Annotated in this window: 18 protein-coding genes; 8 read left to right on the top strand and 10 right to left on the bottom strand. The window is 37.3% G+C overall.

The features are described 5' to 3' along the window. Positions 1-56 precede the first annotated feature (56 nt). Both BALCAV_RS11195 and BALCAV_RS11190 read left to right on the top strand, forming a co-directional pair. Positions 57-359, top strand: coding sequence for a phasin family protein (locus BALCAV_RS11195; RefSeq protein ID WP_003323523.1), 303 nt, complete (start codon positions 57-59; stop codon positions 357-359). 43 nt (positions 360-402) lie between these two features. After that, positions 403-2,082, top strand: a complete 1,680-nt coding sequence (locus tag BALCAV_RS11190; RefSeq protein WP_200880889.1) for an ABC1 kinase family protein — start codon at positions 403-405, stop codon at positions 2,080-2,082. Between the two features lie 188 nt (positions 2,083-2,270). On the opposite strand, the gene mnhG is transcribed toward BALCAV_RS11190, so the two are convergent. Genes mnhG through BALCAV_RS11155 form a run of 7 tightly spaced genes read right to left on the bottom strand, consistent with a single transcriptional unit; the run spans position 2,271 to position 8,030 of the window. After that, on the bottom strand, positions 2,271-2,624 hold the full coding sequence (mnhG, locus tag BALCAV_RS11185) for a monovalent cation/H(+) antiporter subunit G (RefSeq protein WP_003323520.1): 354 nt from the start codon (positions 2,622-2,624) through the stop codon (positions 2,271-2,273). Continuing rightward, positions 2,611-2,886: a Na(+)/H(+) antiporter subunit F1 gene (locus BALCAV_RS11180; protein WP_003323518.1), complete on the bottom strand. Its 276-nt coding sequence runs from the start codon at positions 2,884-2,886 to the stop codon at positions 2,611-2,613. The genes mnhG and BALCAV_RS11180 overlap by 14 nt, the downstream gene beginning before the upstream one ends. Beyond that, the gene (locus tag BALCAV_RS11175) at positions 2,879-3,364 is read right to left on the bottom strand and encodes a Na+/H+ antiporter subunit E (protein ID WP_003323517.1); all 486 of its coding nucleotides are present in this window, start codon (positions 3,362-3,364) and stop codon (positions 2,879-2,881) included. The genes BALCAV_RS11180 and BALCAV_RS11175 overlap by 8 nt, the downstream gene beginning before the upstream one ends. Before the next feature lie 5 nt (positions 3,365-3,369). Continuing rightward, a complete protein-coding gene (locus tag BALCAV_RS11170) occupies positions 3,370-4,851 on the bottom strand; it encodes a Na+/H+ antiporter subunit D (protein WP_003323516.1) in 1,482 nt (493 codons plus the stop codon). Then, complete coding sequence (locus BALCAV_RS11165; protein ID WP_003323515.1) at positions 4,844-5,182, bottom strand: Na(+)/H(+) antiporter subunit C; 339 nt, start codon at positions 5,180-5,182, stop codon at positions 4,844-4,846. Before BALCAV_RS11165 ends, BALCAV_RS11170 begins: the two co-directional genes overlap by 8 nt. After that, complete coding sequence (locus tag BALCAV_RS11160) at positions 5,182-5,616, bottom strand: Na(+)/H(+) antiporter subunit B (RefSeq protein WP_003323514.1); 435 nt, start codon at positions 5,614-5,616, stop codon at positions 5,182-5,184. Before BALCAV_RS11160 ends, BALCAV_RS11165 begins: the two co-directional genes overlap by 1 nt. Next, entirely contained in the window at positions 5,613-8,030 is a 2,418-nt protein-coding gene (locus tag BALCAV_RS11155) for a Na+/H+ antiporter subunit A (protein WP_003323513.1), read from the bottom strand. The genes BALCAV_RS11160 and BALCAV_RS11155 overlap by 4 nt, the downstream gene beginning before the upstream one ends. Before the next feature lie 858 nt (positions 8,031-8,888). Here BALCAV_RS11155 and BALCAV_RS11150 point away from each other — a divergent pair. From BALCAV_RS11150 to BALCAV_RS11135, 4 genes are all read left to right on the top strand, one after another. Beyond that, complete coding sequence (locus BALCAV_RS11150) at positions 8,889-9,554, top strand: potassium channel family protein (RefSeq protein ID WP_003323512.1); 666 nt, start codon at positions 8,889-8,891, stop codon at positions 9,552-9,554. After that, on the top strand, positions 9,538-10,881 hold the full coding sequence (locus BALCAV_RS11145; RefSeq protein WP_003323510.1) for a TrkH family potassium uptake protein: 1,344 nt from the start codon (positions 9,538-9,540) through the stop codon (positions 10,879-10,881). Before BALCAV_RS11150 ends, BALCAV_RS11145 begins: the two co-directional genes overlap by 17 nt. Positions 10,882-11,198: 317 nt before the next feature. Next, complete coding sequence (locus tag BALCAV_RS11140; protein WP_003323509.1) at positions 11,199-11,996, top strand: alpha/beta fold hydrolase; 798 nt, start codon at positions 11,199-11,201, stop codon at positions 11,994-11,996. 705 nt (positions 11,997-12,701) lie between these two features. Further along, positions 12,702-13,607 (top strand): glycerophosphodiester phosphodiesterase, encoded by a 906-nt coding sequence (locus tag BALCAV_RS11135; protein ID WP_003321733.1) that lies wholly within the window; start codon positions 12,702-12,704, stop codon positions 13,605-13,607. Between the two features lie 119 nt (positions 13,608-13,726). Here BALCAV_RS11135 and BALCAV_RS11130 read toward each other — a convergent pair whose 3' ends face one another. The 3 genes from BALCAV_RS11130 to BALCAV_RS11120 all read right to left on the bottom strand — a co-directional run bounded on the left by BALCAV_RS11130 (position 13,727) and on the right by BALCAV_RS11120 (position 16,652). Beyond that, the gene (locus tag BALCAV_RS11130; RefSeq protein ID WP_003321734.1) at positions 13,727-14,917 is read right to left on the bottom strand and encodes an acetyl-CoA C-acetyltransferase; all 1,191 of its coding nucleotides are present in this window, start codon (positions 14,915-14,917) and stop codon (positions 13,727-13,729) included. After that, the gene (locus BALCAV_RS11125; RefSeq protein ID WP_003321735.1) at positions 14,917-15,579 is read right to left on the bottom strand and encodes a 3-oxoacid CoA-transferase subunit B; all 663 of its coding nucleotides are present in this window, start codon (positions 15,577-15,579) and stop codon (positions 14,917-14,919) included. The genes BALCAV_RS11130 and BALCAV_RS11125 overlap by 1 nt, the downstream gene beginning before the upstream one ends. Positions 15,580-15,944: 365 nt before the next feature. Continuing rightward, positions 15,945-16,652: a CoA transferase subunit A gene (locus tag BALCAV_RS11120; protein ID WP_004427166.1), complete on the bottom strand. Its 708-nt coding sequence runs from the start codon at positions 16,650-16,652 to the stop codon at positions 15,945-15,947. Between the two features lie 148 nt (positions 16,653-16,800). On the opposite strand from BALCAV_RS11120, the gene BALCAV_RS11115 reads away from it, so the two are divergent. Together BALCAV_RS11115 and BALCAV_RS11110 are read left to right on the top strand one after the other, a co-directional pair. Beyond that, on the top strand, positions 16,801-17,700 hold the full coding sequence (locus BALCAV_RS11115; protein ID WP_004427167.1) for a LysR family transcriptional regulator: 900 nt from the start codon (positions 16,801-16,803) through the stop codon (positions 17,698-17,700). A 105-nt stretch (positions 17,701-17,805) separates the two neighbouring features. Continuing rightward, positions 17,806-18,117 carry a GNAT family N-acetyltransferase gene (locus BALCAV_RS11110; protein ID WP_004427170.1) on the top strand — a complete coding sequence of 104 codons (312 nt, stop codon included), beginning with the start codon at positions 17,806-17,808 and terminating at the stop codon, positions 18,115-18,117. Positions 18,118-18,394 lie beyond the last annotated feature (277 nt).

Here is an 18,394-nt window from a genome sequence, read left to right as displayed (position 1 = left end):
GTATCTTTGTAAGGAATGATAAAACTAATACAAATTATTGTGGAGGGTTGATTCGTATGAGAGATGCTATTAAAAAAGGGATGGCTTTAGGTTTTGGTTTGGCAGCAGCAAGTAAGGAACAGGCAGAAAAAGTTTTTGATGAACTTGTTAAAAAGGGTGAACTAACGAAGCAAGAGTCGAAGGAATTTATGGAAACAGTGATGGAAAAAGGAGGAGAAAAGCAGGAATTATTCGATAAAAAACTACAGGAACAGCTAAAAAAGGTGTTAAGTGAATGGAATGTTGCGACAAAGGATGAAGTGGAAAGGCTAGAACAGCGAATTACACAGTTAGAGCTTCAATTAAAAAATAAAGAATAAACGAAAGCTAAATTAATGACTGGATAATTAAGGGGGGATTCGTATTTTTGAGAGACGGTTTCGTCACATACATCGTTATCGAGAAATTGCCGTCGCCTTCTCCCGCAATGGATTTGGCTATTTAGTAAAAGAACTAGGATTACATGAGTTTTTGTCATTACCGAAAAGAATGTTTACGAAAGATCGGAAAGAAGTACAAACTAAAACAACAGGTGAGCGATTTCGCTATTTTTTAGAAGAGCTTGGCCCTACTTATGTAAAGCTTGGACAAATTGCTAGTACGCGACCCGATCTCATTCCAGCCGATATTATTAAGGAATTAGAAAAACTTCAAGATCATGTGACCCCATTTTCATATTCTGAAGTAAAGCAAATCATTGAAGAAGAACTTGAAATGGAGATGGAAGAGCTCTTTACTGAGTTTCATGAAGAGCCACTCGGTTCTGCCTCGATTGGCCAAGTGCATTATGCAGAATTAAAGTCAGGCGAAAAGGTCGCGGTTAAAGTTCAACGTCCTAATATCGAAAAGATGGTTAGGACAGATTTAGAAATTTTGCAGCATATTGCTGAAATTGCTGAACATAGGCTTGAATGGGCAGCTCAATATCAAGTAAGTGACATTATTAAGGAATTTTCTACCGCTCTTTTGGCTGAACTTGATTATTATTATGAAGGAAGAAATGCTGGAAGGATTGCGAAACAATTTAATGATGTCGACTATATCCGTATTCCGAATGTGTATTGGGATTATACAACAAAAAAAGTTTTGACAATGGAGTATGTTCAAGGAAAGAATTTACTTGATCTTGAGCAACTACACAAGCAAGGATTTAATACAAAATTAATTGCAGAAAGAATTGTTGAGTCCGTTATGCAACAGATTCTTATTGATGGATTCTTCCATGGTGATCCGCATCCTGGAAATGTAACAGCCTTGCCTGGGGATGTTGTCGTCCTAATGGACTTTGGAATGGTCGGGCGGTTAACGCCACATATGAAGTCAAATCTTGCCTCATTAATCATTGCTATGATGAATCAAAGTACCGCTGGGATTATTAAAGCGATCATGCGAATGGGGATTGTTCCAGATTCTGTTGATATTGAATTGTTAAATGCGGATGTCGAGCTTTTGCGAGATAAGTACTTTGATATTCCGTTAAGCCAGGTTAGTCTTGGTGAGGCAGTGACCGATTTATTTTCTGTTGCTCACCATCATGAAATTAAAATCCCTTCTAATTTAACCTTAGTTGGAAAAGCACTTCTCACCATGGAAGGATTAGTGGAAAGACTTGACCCAGACATAAGTATTATCGATATTGCTGAGCCATTCGGACGGAAATTAATTATTGAAAGATATCGACCTGATAATCTTGTTAAGGACTCCTTTAATCATTGGACGGAGTACTGGGAGCTATTTACCGAAGCACCGAAGCATATAAAAGATGTGACGGCCATGCTAAAAAAGGGGAAGGTTCCGATTGAAGTAGTATTTCCAAAAGCGGAAATGTTTTTAAATAAACTTGACCGGGTGAGTAACCGTTTATCGTTTGCGATTGTGTTGCTTTCATTTAGTATTATTATGGTTGGTCTTCTGATTGGTTCGGCTATTAGTAGTCAATCCTCTTTGCTTTGGGACATACCAGCGATTGAAGTTGGATTTGTGATTGCGATGCTGATGTTCGTTTGGCTGATCTTTTCGATTTTTAAGTCAGGACGTTTTTAGGGAGATAAGAACTGATGATAATTCCACTTTTTTATAAAACGACCATGATCGCAGTAATTTGCGGTCATGGTCGTTAGTTAGTGCTTTATGGTTGTTTTTTTAGAATATAGTCAAGCGAGAGATATAAATCTTTCAAGCCTAATCACAACGAATGGCTTTTTTATCAATCGGCTCTCGAATAAATGGTTTTAGTGTTTCTTTTCTGAGCGTTTAACTTCCTTTAGATCATCCTGTACACTATTTTTCCATAACGGAACTCCTACATTATATGCAGAGCGACCCATCATCAACCCAGCAGCTGGTGCTGTTATAAATACAAATAGAATAGTTAAAAGAATTTTACCAACATATTCTCCTTGTCCCAACAAAAAATATAAAAATGTACCTAGCATAACAGACATAACGCCGAGTGTTGCACTTTTAGATGCCGCATGAATTCGACTATAAACATCTTGTAAACGAACGATCCCAATAGCAGCGAGGAGGTTAAATAGAGCACCAATAATAACAAAAATACTGACGAGGATTTCAACCGCGGTCAATAATAACACCTCTTTCAATAAACTTGGACATTGCTACTGTTCCGATAAACGCTAAGATACTAATAACAAGAATGACCTCTGTATAAGCTAGCGTGTCTTGTAAGATCATAATCACACCAATAAAGCCTATTAAAGTGATGCCGAATGTATCTAGGGCTATGATACGATCAGAGGTAGTTGGCCCTATTACCGTGCGTATTAAGCAAATAAATAGAGAGAGCGACATCATGATGAGGACACCAAATAGGATCGTTTCAAACATTTCCCCGAGTCACCTCCATAATGGCACGTTCAAAAGTATCATGAATATCTCGAACCATTTGTTCTTTATTAGGAATATCTAAAGCATGAACATAAATATACTTTCCGTCTTGGGAGAAATCCATTGATAAAGTACCAGGAGTAAGTGAGATTAACGCCGCAAGTAACGAAACTTCCCAGTCTGTTGTTAATTTAGTCGGTACCGCGATAATTCCAGGTTGATTGTCTAGTTTAGGTTTTAAAACGACGCGTAGGACATCTATATTTGCTTTGATAAGCTCGACAAAGAATAAAACAGCTAGTTTAATAAGGGCCCATACTCGACGCATATAAAAGTCAAATTTCATAAAGCGACGTAAGAAAAACAAGATAAAAATCCCGATAATGTAACCAACTAAAAAATCGACGCTTGTGTAGCTATGTTGAAAGTTCACCCAAGCAAATGCAATTAAAAGATTTAATAAGATTTGAAAAGCCATAGCAACTACTCCTTAAGAACAGATTCGATATAAATTGTCGGATCTAACAATTGTTCGGCAACCTGAAGTGAATATTGAAAAATTGGTTCTGCCAAAAATCCTAATCCAATTGTTAAAGCAACAAGTGGAATAATGGGAATTAATAGTTTTCCAATTTTCATTTGTGCTTGTTCTTCTGTATGTTTTTGTTCTCCCCAGAATGCATACATAAAGATTTTCATCATTGAGAATAACGTAAGTAAGCCGACAACTAAAGCAACAGTTGCAATAATGTAGTTCTCTTGTAAAAAAGCAGCTAAAATTAATGCAAATTTACTAAAGAAACCACTTAATGGGGGAATCCCTGCTAACGAAATGGCTGAGATAAAGAAAAGCCACGCTAGTACTGGATGTGTTTTTAACAAACCGCCCATTTGTTTTAAATCGGTCGTCCCAGTTATTTTTTGTGTAGCACCTGCGAATAAAAATAACGCAGCCTTAACGATAATATGGTGGGCTATATAATAAATGGCTCCGGCAATTGCGAGTGGTGTAAAAATACCTAAACCCATAACCATGTAACCTACCTGACTAATAATGTGGTATGACAAGATTCGTTTGAAGTCAAATTGAGAAACAGCTCCTAATACCCCAAAGAACATTGTAAGACCGGCTAAGATCAAAATAAGTGTGTGGGTAAAGTCAGGATCATGGGTGAAAACAAGAGTGAAAGTACGCATAATTGCGTAAATCCCAACCTTAGTTAGGAGTGCTCCAAATAAAGCTGCAATGGCTGCTGGTGGTCCGTAATAAGAACGAGGTAGCCAAAAATATAATGGGAACAAGCCACCTTTCATTGCAAACACAACTAAAAAGATAACCGCGATCACATTTAATACCCCGACTTGTTCTAACCCTTCGATCTTAACTGCTAAATCTGCAAGGTTTAATGTTCCAGTTACTGAATAAATATAAGCTACTCCAACTAGGAATAAAATTGAAGCAAATACATTCATGACAACATATTTAAAGGACTCTCGTAACTGATATTTAGTACCCCCAATTACAATTAAGATATAAGAGGAAATTAACATCACTTCAAAGAATACGAATAGGTTAAATAAGTCCCCTGTTAAAAAGGCCCCATTCACACCTGCTAATAAGAAAAAATAAAATGGATAAAAATAGGATTTTTCCCGCTTTGTTGAAAGTGTTTGGAAAGCAAAGAACAAACAAACTAAACCAACAATACTAGATAATATCAACATCATTGTAGCAAACATGTCAGCTACAATGACAATTCCAAATGGCGCTGGCCAATTTCCTAGCTCTAGAACAGCAATCCCTTCCTGATAGACATGTATCGCAAGAAAGATAGATACTAGGAGCATACTTATCGCACTTAATCCACTAATGAAGCGTTGAATTGCAATTTTCTTTGCAAATAAAATTAAAATAGCTCCAATTAAAAATGGGATTAAAATAGGTAATAAGATTAAATTACTCATCTGCAGAACCCCTTAACTGGTCTAAATCATCTGTTTTATGTTCTTTATATGTGCGGTAAGCCAACACAAGTAAGAATGAAGTGACCCCAAAACTAATTACGATTGCTGTTAAGATTAATGCTTGAGGCAAGGGATCTGTATAAGACTCTGCCCCAAGGCTTAATAACGGTGGTGCTCCTGATTGTAATCCGGCCATTGTTAATAATAGTAAATGTGCCCCGTGTGAAAGTAACATTAAAGAAATGACTACTTTTAGTAAGCTTTTTGATAGAAGTAAATAGGTTCCTACCATAAAGAGAACACCGACTGTGATGGACATAAGTATTTCCATTACGCATCATCCTCCGCAATTGCTAATATGATGGTGAGCGCGATACTAACAACAACTAAATAAATCCCAAGATCAAATGGAAGTGCTGTTGTTAGCTCTGTTTCACCAAGAATTGGTAGTTGAAAATATTCAAAGTACTGAGTTAAATAAGCGTCACCATTGAATACACCTATAAACCCTGTAACAATTGTGATAATTAATCCGATACCAATTACAGCTTCAAAGTTAATTTTTAAGGTTTTTTTAATGCTTTTAATATCAAATACTAAATACATAAGTAATAAGGCACTAGCTGTCATTAATCCACCGATGAAGCCTCCGCCAGGACTATTATGACCGGCTAGAAAGAGGTATACAGAGAAGATTAGGATGATAATAACAACAACACGAGTGATGGTCTGTAGCAAAACATCATTTGTATTTATATTTCTCACACATCTTCCCTCCCACTCATACGTAGCTTAATTAACACAACAATACCTAGTGCTGCAATACCTAATACCAACGCTTCTAGCATCGTATCAAGACCACGGAAATCAACTAAAACAACGTTAACCATGTTGTATCCGCCTGCTAGAGTTTTAGAATTCTCAATATAATACTGTGAAATAGACTCAATTCCAGCTTCGTTTCCTAATGCTAGAGCGCTAAACGCAATTGCTGTAACAAGGATACCGACAGCCGCTGAAATAATAAAGTTCAAAATGTTAAATCTTGGTTTAGACTTTATTTTCCTTAATTCAGGCAAGTGATAAAACACAATCATAAATAAAACAACCGTTACCGTTTCAATTAATAGTTGTGTCAATGCAAGGTCAGGAGCTCTAAATACAACAAATACTAGTGCTAATAAAAACCCAATGACACCAACAACAATAACAATAGCCATTCTGTTATGAATAAATGGCACACTTAAAGTCGCAAAAATCATAATCCCAAAGATAAGCCACATATAAGGGTGAATAAATGAAACATTTGTTGTATCGATTGAAAAAGCGTCATAGCGATACATCGTGTACGTGAATAGAATAATCATAAAGATGAGCATATAAGCAAAATAATCACGTAATAATCCGGTCATTTGAGCACGCGTAACTACTTGGGAACCTTTGATGACACCGTCATAAGAGCTATCATAGAACCAGTTAAGTGGATCGCGTTCGCTTAAATAGAATTTCGTACTTGCCCATTTTTTCATTAATGTGTACAGCAATATACCAGCAGTTACAACACCGATTGTCATGAATAATTCTGTGTTAAATCCATGCCACATATAAATATCAACATAGAACGTTTCTCCGGGCTCAAGTAACATTGGTAAAATGGAACGCATAGCCGGTTCAATAAGCGTATAAGAAAGGAGGTTTGGAAATAAACCAAACACTACGACAAGTGAAGCTAAAATAATTGGACTGATTAACATTCCAATTGGTGCTTCATGAACCTTGACTTTGAAATTCTCTGGTTTAAACTTACCTAAAAATGTCTTGGTGAACATGATTAAGCAATACAAGAATGTGAAAATACTTGCAATCCAAGCGACAATTGGCAAAATGATACTAAAAGTTTCCATATTAAAGGCGCCAATTTCTTGAGCACGTATAAGGGCCGTAAAAAACATTTCCTTACTTAAGAAGCCGTTAAATGGAGGGAGACCCGCCATGGAAGCTAGTCCAATTAAAGACACGGTAAATGTGATAGGCATTATAGTCATGAGTCCACCGAGTTTTCGAATATCGCGAGAACCAGTTTCATGATCAATGATACCGACAGCCATGAACAGACTTCCCTTAAATGTAGCGTGATTAATTAAATGAAAGATTGCAGCCATCACAGCAAATGCAAAATAAGTAGGGTCAGGACTATCAGCATAGTAAATAGCAGCCGAGCCAACACCTAACAAGCTCATAATTAAACCGAGCTGACTTATGGTAGAGAAAGCTAGTATGGACTTTAAATCTTTTTGACGTACAGCTGAGACGGACCCCCAAATTAAGGTCATTAACCCAAATCCGGTTAATAGCCAGAACCATTCTGATGCACCACCAAAAATAGGAGTTAAACGTGCAACCAAATATATGCCTGCCTTAACCATTGTTGCTGAATGTAAGTAAGCACTTACAGGAGTTGGAGCTTCCATTGCATCTGGTAACCAGATATGGAATGGAAATTGAGCTGACTTTGTAAATGCTCCTAGTAAAATTAAGAGCATTGCAGGTAAGAATAGTGAACTAGATGTTACTAAATCTACACTAGCAATGATTTCACGAATGCTAAATGTTCCCGTTATTACATATAAAAAAGAGAACCCAGCAAGCATGGAGAATCCACCAAACACTGTTATTAACATGGATTTCAATGCTCCGTAAGTCGATTTCTCTCGAGCAAACCAATAACTAATAAGGAGTGATGAAGCTAAGCTAGTTAATTCCCAAAAAATATAAAGAACGATTAAATTATCTGAGATAACAACTCCTAACATTGCTCCCATAAACATGAGGAGATAGACATAGAAGTTATTAAGCTTTTCAGTACTCTTCGATAAGTAGAATATTGAGTAAAGTACTACGAGTGAGCCAATTCCAGAGATTAATAAAAGGAAAAGTAAACTCAAACCATCAATATAAACGGTGAAGTTAACCCCTAAAGACGGTACCCATTGTACGGTATGTTCAACAACTTTACCGTTCGATGTAACCGAAAGATATTGCAAGAAATAACCAAATAATACAAGTGGTAGTATTAATACAAACCAACCTGTGTGAATTCTTTTAACATACTTAAAAAGAAAAGGGACTATTATCGCGAATAAGAAAGGCGAAATTGTAGCCCAGTGCAATACAGTCAAACGACATACCTCCTTAAATCCTAATCTTTAACACATTATTACTTACGTGTTCATACATTTGTTAGTTAGAACATTTATTAAGAGTCAAATAGGATTATAACCCAAATTAAATCAGTGTGCATCAAAGTTACCGTTGGCTTCCTCTATTTTTAATTCCCTAATTAAATATGAAGAAAGAGGGTAAAATTAACTAAAAAATTTTTTTGTTCTTGCCCATCAAAAAGGAGATTATTTTCTCTTGAAATGCAGTTGGTGTATTAAAAAGGCGAATAATACATATAATGATAACCAAAGAAAAGACAATGAATTGACTATTAATAGGGATGAAAATTAACATGAACAAATTAATTAAGTTCGAAATCAAAGGATCATTGAAGTGACGCTAGAGCCTAAAGTGTATTATTATCGATAAAATAAAATTTATTCCTAATGTGTAACGAAGCTGTTCGTGTTATATGAATAGAATATGTTAATGTTGATACGCGACCTGAAAAATTTAGATTAATAAAGAGAGTGTTTTAATTCCTTCCAAACATGAGGATTCTATTGAAGTATCAAATTACCTCTTTTTTGTTTATTTCCTCCAATTTTGTATACGATCTTTTTTAGTCCCATACGTCCTAAAGATATATTGCTTTTTATATTAGGGAGGTATATATTATCTTCCATAGACTAGACAAATACGTTAGAAAATTCCTGGTTAGATTTAGCGAACTTAACAATGATGTCTCACCATACAGTATGGTAAGTAAAAATGTGCTCTAAATTATACTTCTAAAATTTTCAAAAGACCGTTGTTTTAAAATCTTGTTCTTGAATAAAAAAAGTAATCAGTAAAAATTTGAAAGGAAACGATTTATGAAGAAACAGTTTGTTGTTATTGGACTGGGTAGGTTCGGCTCAAGTTTGACTAGAACGCTTATTGAAAACAATCATGAAGTACTAGCCTTGGATAAAGATATAAATTTAGTAGAAAAAATGGCAACAATTGCAACTCATGTAGTACAAGGAGATAGTACAGATGAAACCGTTTTGCAAGAATTAGGTGTACATCATTTTAATCATGCGGTTGTAGCTATAGGTGAAAATCTTCAAGCTAGTATTTTAACAACTTTACTTCTAAAGGAGATGGGGCTTTCAAAAGTTACAGCTAAAGCAACAAATGCCACTCATGGTAAAGTATTAATGAAAATCGGTGTTGATCAAGTTGTTTATCCAGAAAGAGATATGGGAATTCGTTTAGGGACTCAACTCAGCTCTGATAATTTAGTAGACTATATTGAGTTATCACCCCACTATAACGTTGTGGAGATGAAGGCACCTCAGTCAATGAATGGCCGTACTCTTGCTCAGTTAGATATCAGAGCAACTTATGGATGTAATATATTAGCAATTAAAAGTGGTGAAAGTGTAAATATTTCTCCTAAAGCAGAAGATGTTATTCGAACAGAAGATATATTGTTAATGATTGGAAGTAATAAAGAGATTCGCCATATGGAGGATAAATATGGGCACAAGTGGTAAAAGCCAGAAAAAGGTTAGTCCACCTCAACTCATTATTTTTATATTTTTATTACTTATACTAATTGGTACGATTTTATTACGTTTTCCTGTTTCATCTAATAGCAATACGATTACATGGATTGATGCGCTGTTTACTGCAACGTCTGCTGTTTGTGTGAATGGACTTGTAGTGATTAATACCGGATCGTCTTTTTCAACGTTTGGGCAAGTTGTTATTATGATTTTGATTCAAATTGGTGGTCTTGGTTTTATGACACTAGGTGTAATGATTGCCATCCTTTTAGGGAGAAAGATAGGATTGAGACAGCAGTTAATTTTACAAGAAACAACACAAGCTAGTTCGAGAGACGGGCTTACTAAACTTTGTTTATATATATTTATGATTGCTTTTATTTTTGAGTTAGTTGCTACAATTATTTTGACCTTACGCTGGGTGGGGGAGATGGGGCTTCAAAAAGCTAGCTATTATGCTTTATTTCACTCTGTGTCTGCTTTTAATAATGCTGGTTTTTCATTATGGCCAGATAGTTTGAGTAACTACTTGGACGATCCTGTGGTCAATTTGACAATAATTACTCTGTTTATATTTGGTGGACTCGGCTATATCGTTATTGTTGAGCTTTTCAAAAAAAGAGATTGGAAAAAATTCTCTTTACATACAAAGGTAGTACTAGTCACCTCTGGATTATTAACCATTTGTGGATTTATTGTGCTTTTATTATTAGAAAATTGGAATCCAACTACATTTGCAAACTTAACAATGGGTGAAAAGATAGCAGCTGCTTTTTTTCAAAGTACAACGCCTCGAAGTGCAGGTTTTAATACAATTGATATAGGGAATATGCTTTCATCTTCACAGCTTATCATCATTATTTTAATGTTCATTGGGGCTTCATCCGGAGGGACCGGTGGTGGAATAAAGACAAATACATTTTTTGTACTTATCTTGGCAACCTTAAACACATTTCGTGGTGGTGGACCGATCCATGTATTTAAACGAAAAATAGGCACTGAGACCGTTATGAGAGCTCTAGCAGTTGTCGTAAGTTCACTCACGTGTGTATTTATTGTAGCTTTACTATTAACGATTACTGAAAATATGTTGGAAGAACATTTTTTAGAAGTTTTGTTTGAGGCTACCTCTGCCTTTAGCACGACAGGTCTTTCTATGGGCTTGACAAGTGAACTAACTTCTCTTGGAAAAATAATTGTAACTATTACCATGTTTATTGGAAGGTTAGGACCACTAACCTTAGCATATGCATTAGCTAAAAAGAAAAACTCAACAAAAATTGGCTATCCAGAAGATCAAGTTTTAATTGGTTAATTATTTTATTAAGTCAATTAAATCTTTTATTTAACGAGGGATAACGTTCTACCACTACTACCTTTAGTATTCTAAAACCTTAGTCAAAAAGAGTTCAACCAGCTATTACAGGTTAGACTCTTTTTATATGATCCTCAATACATCAGCCTTCATATACGGGGTGATAGTCTTTTTGAAGAGATTAAGAAAGTTTATAATGTTGGCTCTACCACAAATGAATTCAATTGAAGAATAAGTTATGTGACAAAATAAGAATTATAATCGGTGTTAAGTTACATACTATCTGTAATTTGAAAGTCATTGAGGTGGTTTGTAACATGCCTATTTTAGAATTAGAAGATACTATTTTGTATTATTCCGTAAAGGGTACGGGGATCCCGCTCGTTTTTATTCATCCACCGCTTCTTACGAGTGCTAATTTTATGTATCAATTAGAAGGGTTATCGCAAACGTTTAAAGTGATCACTTTTGATATTAGAGGTCATGGAAGAAGTGGCTATTCAGAAGAGGCGATTACTTATCCGCTTATTGTGGAAGATATAATAAAAATTTTAGAACATTTAGATATAGAAAAGGCTTTTATTGGTGGATATTCAACGGGTGGCTCTATCGTTTTGGAGTATTTATTGACAAAACCTAATCGAGCTTTGGGTGGAATTATTATTAGTGGGATGTCGGAAGTGAGGGATTTTTATTTAAAAGAGAGAATAAGCTTTGCTGTTAAATTAGCAGAGAAGAAAAGAGTTCCTTTTTTGAATTTGGCGATCACATGGGGAAATGCAGATAAAAGCCGAGCATTTTTGCATTTGTTTAAAGAATCATCACGTGGAGAGGTTAAAAATATCCAACAATATTACCGCTATAGTTTACGCTATAATTGTACGAGGATGTTGCCTAAAATTGATTTGCCGGTTTTGCTTGTCTACGGTACGAAAGATAAATCTTTTCATCGCTATGCCAGGCTTTTGCATAAAAAGATTCCTCATAACCAATTAGTTTTTTTAGAAAATGAAAAGCATCAACTACCAACGAAAGCGGCACTTAAATTAAATGATGTTATTCATCAATTTGTTACTCACCAATCAAATGGTTTGAAACTTGATGAGGAAACATGAGAACAATACAGGGGGCTGTCCCAAAAGTCATGAAAATGACCTTTGAGGGTTCAGCCCCTTTTTGAATATGATAAAAGTAAGAGGGAAGACATCGCTCCCGAGATGGGGGGCACGCTTTCCGCAGGCGGGCGCTGAACTAACTGTCTACGCCAGTGGATTTCAGCCTGCCCTTTCCTCCTGCAGGAGTCGGCCACCCATCTCGTCCGCTAAGTTTTATTTTCTATCAAGAAAGGCAAAAAAAGCTCTTTCCTTTAGAATGGAGTTACCACACTACAAACCAAAGAGGAGCGATTTTTATGTGTAACTAAAAGGCTACTTTCCAAGATTATAATGTAACATGAACCAACTATATCTCCCTAAAACATAAGGACCGATATGGCTAAACAAGAGACTTCAAGATTTGTGAGCGGTAAATAGAGCTCAATGTCCACCTAGTTAATTTCATTCAAAAAATAATCAAAGTCGATGTATTTTACGAGTAAAATATCATCGGCTTTTTCTATTATTTAAGATTTTTTTGGGACAGGGCTTATTTCTTTAGGGTTAAAAAATGCTTAGGTCTAAGTTGTGTAAATGTTAATTTATCATTTCTTAACAAAAGGAGGGGAGGATACTTAAACTCTTTTAGGTAATATAAAAAAAGTAAGCTGCTTCATGTTATCACTTTGGAACGTAAAGATAAAATCAAAGGGAGATGAGTAGTGTATGAAAAAGAGTTTAAAAAGAATGGTAATTGTCGCATTAAGTATTGGGTTAGTTGCTTCAGGTTTGGCACCGGGTGCTTCTGCGAAAAAAAAGGACGAGTCGCTCTACCCAGTACCGAGTTCGAAAATTCTTAATGTTGCCCATCGTGGTGCTTCTGGTTATGCCCCTGAGCATACATTGGTTGCATATGAGATGGGCGAAAAGATGAAGGCTGATTATATTGAAATTGATCTTCAAATGACCAAGGACGGTGTTTTAATTGCGATGCATGATACGACAGTTGATCGTACGACAAATGGTTCCGGGGCAGTCGCAGATATGACGCTAGAGGAGATTAAAGAACTGGATGCAGGTTCTTGGTTTAATGAAAGAAATCCAGAAAAAGCGAAGAGTAAATATGTTGGTTTAAAGGTTCCAACTCTTGAAGAAGTGTTTCGAAAGTTTGGACGTTCCTCATTATATTATATTGAAACGAAGTCGCCTGAGCTTTATCCTGGGATGGAAGCCGAGTTACTTAGACTTTTAGATAAATATAACTTAGCAGGTGTGAATGGTCGTTCAAGTAAGGTGATTATTCAATCGTTTATTCCTGAAAGTTTATTAAATATCCATGAGATGAATCCGAATTTGCCATTGGTTCAACTTCTGAGCCAGCCAGTTTTAGATGAGGGGGCAGATGCCCAGTTAGAAGCAATTAAAGAGTATGCAATTGGTGTTGGACCTAGCTTTGCAAGGATTACAGAGGAATATGTACAAAAAGTACATTCGCATAACTTGTATATCCACCCTTATACGGTCAATACGAGAGAGGCGATGGAAAGAGCATTAGACTGGGGTGTGAATGGACTTTTTACCGATTATCCGGATGTGTTTAGAGAAGTGATTAAAGAACATAAGAAGAGATAAGGCGGTAAAGATTTTGCTGTTCATTCAAAAAAAGTAGGTGAAGGTGCTCGTAGCCCTATACCTACTTTTTAGTTAAGTCATTAGATAAAGAAGTGATTTGTGCTAAAATTTGAGAGCTTTTATTGAACTCTTTCTACAATCGTTGCTACGCCTTGACCGCCACCAATACATAAAGTCGCCAGGCCAACATTACTTTGTCTTCGTTGCATTTCATGTAAAAGAGTGACAAGGATACGGGCTCCACTAGCACCGATTGGATGACCTAAAGCAATCGCGCCACCATTCACATTTAATTTATCTGGAGCAAATTGTAGTTCTTTTTGTACGGATAGAGCTTGAGCTGCGAACGCTTCGTTTGCTTCGATTAAATCAAGGTCTTCAATGGTTAATCTCGCTTTTTCTAATGCTTTTTTAGTTGCGGGAACTGGTCCAATTCCCATAATTTTAGGATCAACACCACTGCTTGCATTACTAAGAATACGGGCAAAAGGTTTAAGGCCAAGTGCTTTTGCTTTTGATTCACTCATGACAATCATACAAGCGGCTCCGTCATTAATACCAGAAGCATTACCTGCTGTTACGCAGCCCCCATCACGTTTGAACGCGGGGCGGAGCTTTCCGAGACTATCCAAAGTCGTTTGTGGTTTAATATGTTCATCAGTTGAAACGACAATCGGGTCTCCTTTTCGTTGCGGAATCGTAACGGGAACGATTTCATCAGCAAAAACTCCAGCTGAATGTGCGGTTGCTGCTCGTTGATGACTCTGCACAGAAAAATCGTCTAATTGTTCACGCGTTAACTCATATTTTTCCACTAAGTTTTCAGCGGTTATACCCATATGAATGTCATTAATTCCACACGATAATCCATCGTGAACCATACTATCAATCAGTTGTTGATTCCCCATTCGAAAACCATTTCTCGCATTCATACTTAAGTATGGAGCCTGGCTCATATTTTCCATTCCACCAGCTAAAACGACTTCCGCATCTCCTGCTATAATTGCCTGTGCGGCTAAGTGGATTGCTTTTAAACCAGAACCACATACTTTGTTAATCGTCATCGCTGATACAGATTCGGGAATGCCTGCTTTTATGGCCGCAAGCCGAGCAGGATTTTGTCCTAGACCTGCTTGAAGAACGTTGCCCATGATGACTTCATCGATTTCTTCAACATTTAAATGAGCTCGGCTAATCGACTCCTTTAAAACGAGGGCCCCTAAGTCGACGGCGGATACGTTTTTTAATGAGCCAAAAAAGCTACCAATCGGAGTTCTGACGGGCTGAATGAGGACAACATTGTCTGCCATTATTCTGTCACTCCTTCATTGACTAAATGCTCGGCTACAGTAAAGTTAGCTTCGGTAATTGCTCGAATTTCCTCGACCGTTTCGTCGCTAAGGATTTCTGTTAAGACCATTCCGTTATCTGTAAAATCAAATACAGCTCGGTCGGTAATGAGGCGGCTGACGACTTGAGTTCCTGTTAAGGGAAGGTCACATTCTTTTTTGACTTTTGCTTCTCCAGCTTTATTGACGTGATCCATAATGACAATTACACGTTTGGCACCTTGGACTAAATCCATCGCCCCGCCCATGCCTTTGACCATTTTTCCTGGGATCATCCAGTTTGCTAAATCACCAGATTCGGAAACTTCCATTCCCCCAAGAATGGCTAAGTCAATATGTCCGCCGCGAATCATCGCAAATGATTCAGCATTATCAAAATAGGAGGCACCGGTCATCGCTGTAACGGTTTCTTTTCCCGCATTGATCAGGTCAGGATCCTCCTCTCCTTCATATGGATAAGGTCCAATACCGAGTAGGCCATTTTCAGATTGTAAGAAAACGGTTTTGGTGTCGGGAATTTCATTAGCTAAAAGTGTAGGCATTCCAATTCCTAAGTTGACATACATGCCGTCTTCAATTTCTTTGGCAGCACGTTGAATGATACGTTGACGAGCTGTTAACATGTTCATTCCTCCTTAAATATAAAGCGAAGCCTGTTCGTTCAGAAGCGAGGAAAAATTAGGGGCGGCTTGTGAAGACGCTTTTTGTCTTCACAAAGACGAACCGATTTTTCTCGAGCTTCTAACAGGCGTAGCTGGATTGATATAAAGCGAAGTCCGTTTGGTCAGAAGCGAGAAAAGTGTAGTTGGATTACTCCGCCAGCAGAATACTCTATGCGTTCCGCGGGTGAAGCGGGAGCCTCCTTGCGAAACGCTGTAGGGTCTCCCGTCCTTCACTAGTCCCGTAAGAGTCTCCGGGTATTCCGCAGGATCCGTTTTGGTCATCTAAAAGTAATTGGTTTCAATTCAGTAGTGAACCGATTCCTTGGTTAATTCGATTGTTTTTGGCGAGTTGTTTTTCTTTCAATTCGTTTTTCGTATTGCTCGCCTTCTACGATATGTTGAACATATATGCCAGGAGTATGAATGAAATTTGGATCAAGTTGACCAGTTTCGACGATTTCTTCGACTTCTGCAATCGTTACTTTTCCTGCAGCTGCTGCTAAAGGGTTAAAGTTTCTCGCCGTTTTGCGATAGATAAGATTACCGAATGGATCACCTTTCCAGGCTTTCACAAAGGCTACATCTCCAGTGATGGCCCGTTCTAACACATAGGTTTTTCCATCAAACTCTTTTATTTCTTTTCCTTCGGCGACTTTAGTACCGACACCAGTTGGAGTATAGAAGCCTGGGATTCCCGCACCGCCAGCACGAATTCGTTCCGCCAATGTACCTTGTGGAACGAGTTCTACCTCAAGCTCACCGCTTAAAAATTGTGTCTCGAATAATTTATTCTCACCTACATAAGAGGCGACCATCTTTTTGATTTGGCGATTCGCAAGCAATAATCCTAAACCCCAATCGTCAACTCCACAGTTGTTGCTAACAAACGTTAAGTCTTTTACACCGCTATCTGCTAAAGCTAAAATGGCTTTTTCCGGAATTCCGCATAAACCGAAGCCACCCGCGATAATCGTATCGCCATCTTTAATAACGGAGATGAGTTCTTCCATCGATTCTGCACGTTTTGAGCTCATACTTTACACTCCCTTAAAAATTCAAAGATTATAAGTTATATTGAAAGCGTTTTCTTTATATCTATTTTACTAAATGTCAGACTATTAGTAAAATGAATAAATATTATAACTATCATTCCTATTTGGAATAAATGAAAGGGTACTAGCTATGGATATTAAACAAGTGCGTTGTTTCTTAGAGGTTTGTAGTCAGCTCAGTTTTTCAAGGGCTAGTCAAAAACTACATCTTTCCCAATCTGCCTTAAGCAAAATCATTCAAAGTATGGAGGAGGAACTTGGTATAAAATTATTTGATCGCTCTACAAGGCATCTATATATTACGGACGAAGGAAAGGCTATCATTCCTTATGCAAGAAAGCTTCTACTAAAAATGGAGGATTTTATGAAGGTTGCTTCTGAACAGTATCAAACCACAACAGGTCACGTGAAATTTGGTTTACCACCTGTAATTGGTTCTAGTTTTTTTCCGAGTGTAATTGCACAATTTCGTAAGGCTTATCCAGGAATTGAGTTAGAGATTGTGGAAGAAGGTTCAAGGATCGTGGAGCAAAAATTACTTGATGGTCAACTTGATGTAGGGGTAGCAATACTTCCACTGGATAAAGAAAAATTTGAAGTGAAGCCAATTATCGAGCGAAAATTAAAGCTTGTTTTGCCAAACCATCATCGTTTTGCTTTGCAAGAGGCGGTGAATTTAAATGATTTGAAAGATGAAGAATTTCTCATGTTTAGTCGAGGGTTTAGCCTTTATGATCGAGTTCGTGACGCCTGTATTCAAGCTGGATTTGAACCAATTGTCGTGCAAGAGAGTAGTCAGTGGGATTTTATGATCAAGATGGTTTCAGTAGGAAATGGGATATGTGTGCTACCAGAAACGGTTTGTGAACATGTTCATCTTTATAATTGTACAGCTGTTGATTTAATTGAGCCAGTCATTGAGTGGAATTTAGCGTTGATTAGGCGCAAAGATAGCTATTTATTTTCCGCTATGAAGACATGGATGGAATTTGTGTCAGTTTCCCTTAAAAACCAACAAGAAAATACGTAAAAAACCGTACAAAGCTCCAAGCATCGCCCCAAGCAACAGCCATTGCAACGCGTGCTGTATCAGCACCTAACTCAAGGGCAGGTTTATCCTATCAAGATTGAAAAAATGGAGAAATCCAATTGGGAGCAAGTCCGTGAAATATACATAGAAGGCTTAGCTACCCGTAATGCAACTTTTCAAACAGAAGCACCTTGTTGGGAAAGCTGGGACGCGGGCCATCATAAAGTGGGAAGATTTGTAGCCGTAACAGATGGAAAAGTAGTTTGCTGGTGTGCCCTAACGCCGATTTCGAGTCGAACGGTTTATCGAGGTGTGGCAGAGGTCAGTATTTATATTTCTAAAAAGTATTCAAATAAAGGGGTGGGTAGTCAATTGATGCATACCTTGATAAGGGATAGCGAAGCTCAAGGGTTTTAGACGTTACAGGCTAGTATTTTCCCTGAAAATGAAACAAGTATACTTTTGCATAAAAAATTCGGCTTTAGGATTGTGGGCCGCAGAGAAAAAATCGCTCAGCTTGATGGTATTTGGCGAGATACGATTTTGCTTGAGCGGAGGAAAGGAACTAAATAATCAACCGTCCCAAAAGGAAAAGCCATGATGAGACGGTCTTTTCGTATTTTGCGGTAATTAATATTGCTTATTTCTATTCCTTAACTCATCACGAATGTCTCTTAACAGCTCATTTCGTTCT

Origin of the sequence: Alkalihalobacillus alcalophilus ATCC 27647 = CGMCC 1.3604 (genome assembly GCF_000292245.2) — a bacterium.
Taxonomy (GTDB): domain Bacteria; phylum Bacillota; class Bacilli; order Bacillales; family Bacillaceae_D; genus Alkalihalobacillus; species Alkalihalobacillus alcalophilus.
Note: the sequence above shows the minus strand (reverse complement) of the source record. Positions and strands in the feature narration are given on the sequence as shown.

Excerpts from the sequence above, each read along its gene's own strand:
- BALCAV_RS11195 (WP_003323523.1), top strand. The coding sequence starts at position 57 with ATGAGAGATGCTATTAAAAAAGGGATGGCTTTAGGTTTTGGTTTGGCA.
- BALCAV_RS11180 (WP_003323518.1), bottom strand. The coding sequence starts at position 2,886 with ATGTTTGAAACGATCCTATTTGGTGTCCTCATCATGATGTCGCTCTCT.
- BALCAV_RS11175 (WP_003323517.1), bottom strand. The coding sequence starts at position 3,364 with ATGGCTTTTCAAATCTTATTAAATCTTTTAATTGCATTTGCTTGGGTG.
- BALCAV_RS11170 (WP_003323516.1), bottom strand. The coding sequence starts at position 4,851 with ATGAGTAATTTAATCTTATTACCTATTTTAATCCCATTTTTAATTGGA.
- BALCAV_RS11165 (WP_003323515.1), bottom strand. The coding sequence starts at position 5,182 with ATGGAAATACTTATGTCCATCACAGTCGGTGTTCTCTTTATGGTAGGA.
- BALCAV_RS11150 (WP_003323512.1), top strand. The coding sequence starts at position 8,889 with ATGAAGAAACAGTTTGTTGTTATTGGACTGGGTAGGTTCGGCTCAAGT.
- BALCAV_RS11145 (WP_003323510.1), top strand. The coding sequence starts at position 9,538 with ATGGGCACAAGTGGTAAAAGCCAGAAAAAGGTTAGTCCACCTCAACTC.
- BALCAV_RS11140 (WP_003323509.1), top strand. The coding sequence starts at position 11,199 with ATGCCTATTTTAGAATTAGAAGATACTATTTTGTATTATTCCGTAAAG.
- BALCAV_RS11135 (WP_003321733.1), top strand. The coding sequence starts at position 12,702 with ATGAAAAAGAGTTTAAAAAGAATGGTAATTGTCGCATTAAGTATTGGG.
- BALCAV_RS11130 (WP_003321734.1), bottom strand. The coding sequence starts at position 14,917 with ATGGCAGACAATGTTGTCCTCATTCAGCCCGTCAGAACTCCGATTGGT.
- BALCAV_RS11125 (WP_003321735.1), bottom strand. The coding sequence starts at position 15,579 with ATGTTAACAGCTCGTCAACGTATCATTCAACGTGCTGCCAAAGAAATT.
- BALCAV_RS11120 (WP_004427166.1), bottom strand. The coding sequence starts at position 16,652 with ATGAGCTCAAAACGTGCAGAATCGATGGAAGAACTCATCTCCGTTATT.
- BALCAV_RS11115 (WP_004427167.1), top strand. The coding sequence starts at position 16,801 with ATGGATATTAAACAAGTGCGTTGTTTCTTAGAGGTTTGTAGTCAGCTC.
- BALCAV_RS11110 (WP_004427170.1), top strand. The coding sequence starts at position 17,806 with ATGGAGAAATCCAATTGGGAGCAAGTCCGTGAAATATACATAGAAGGC.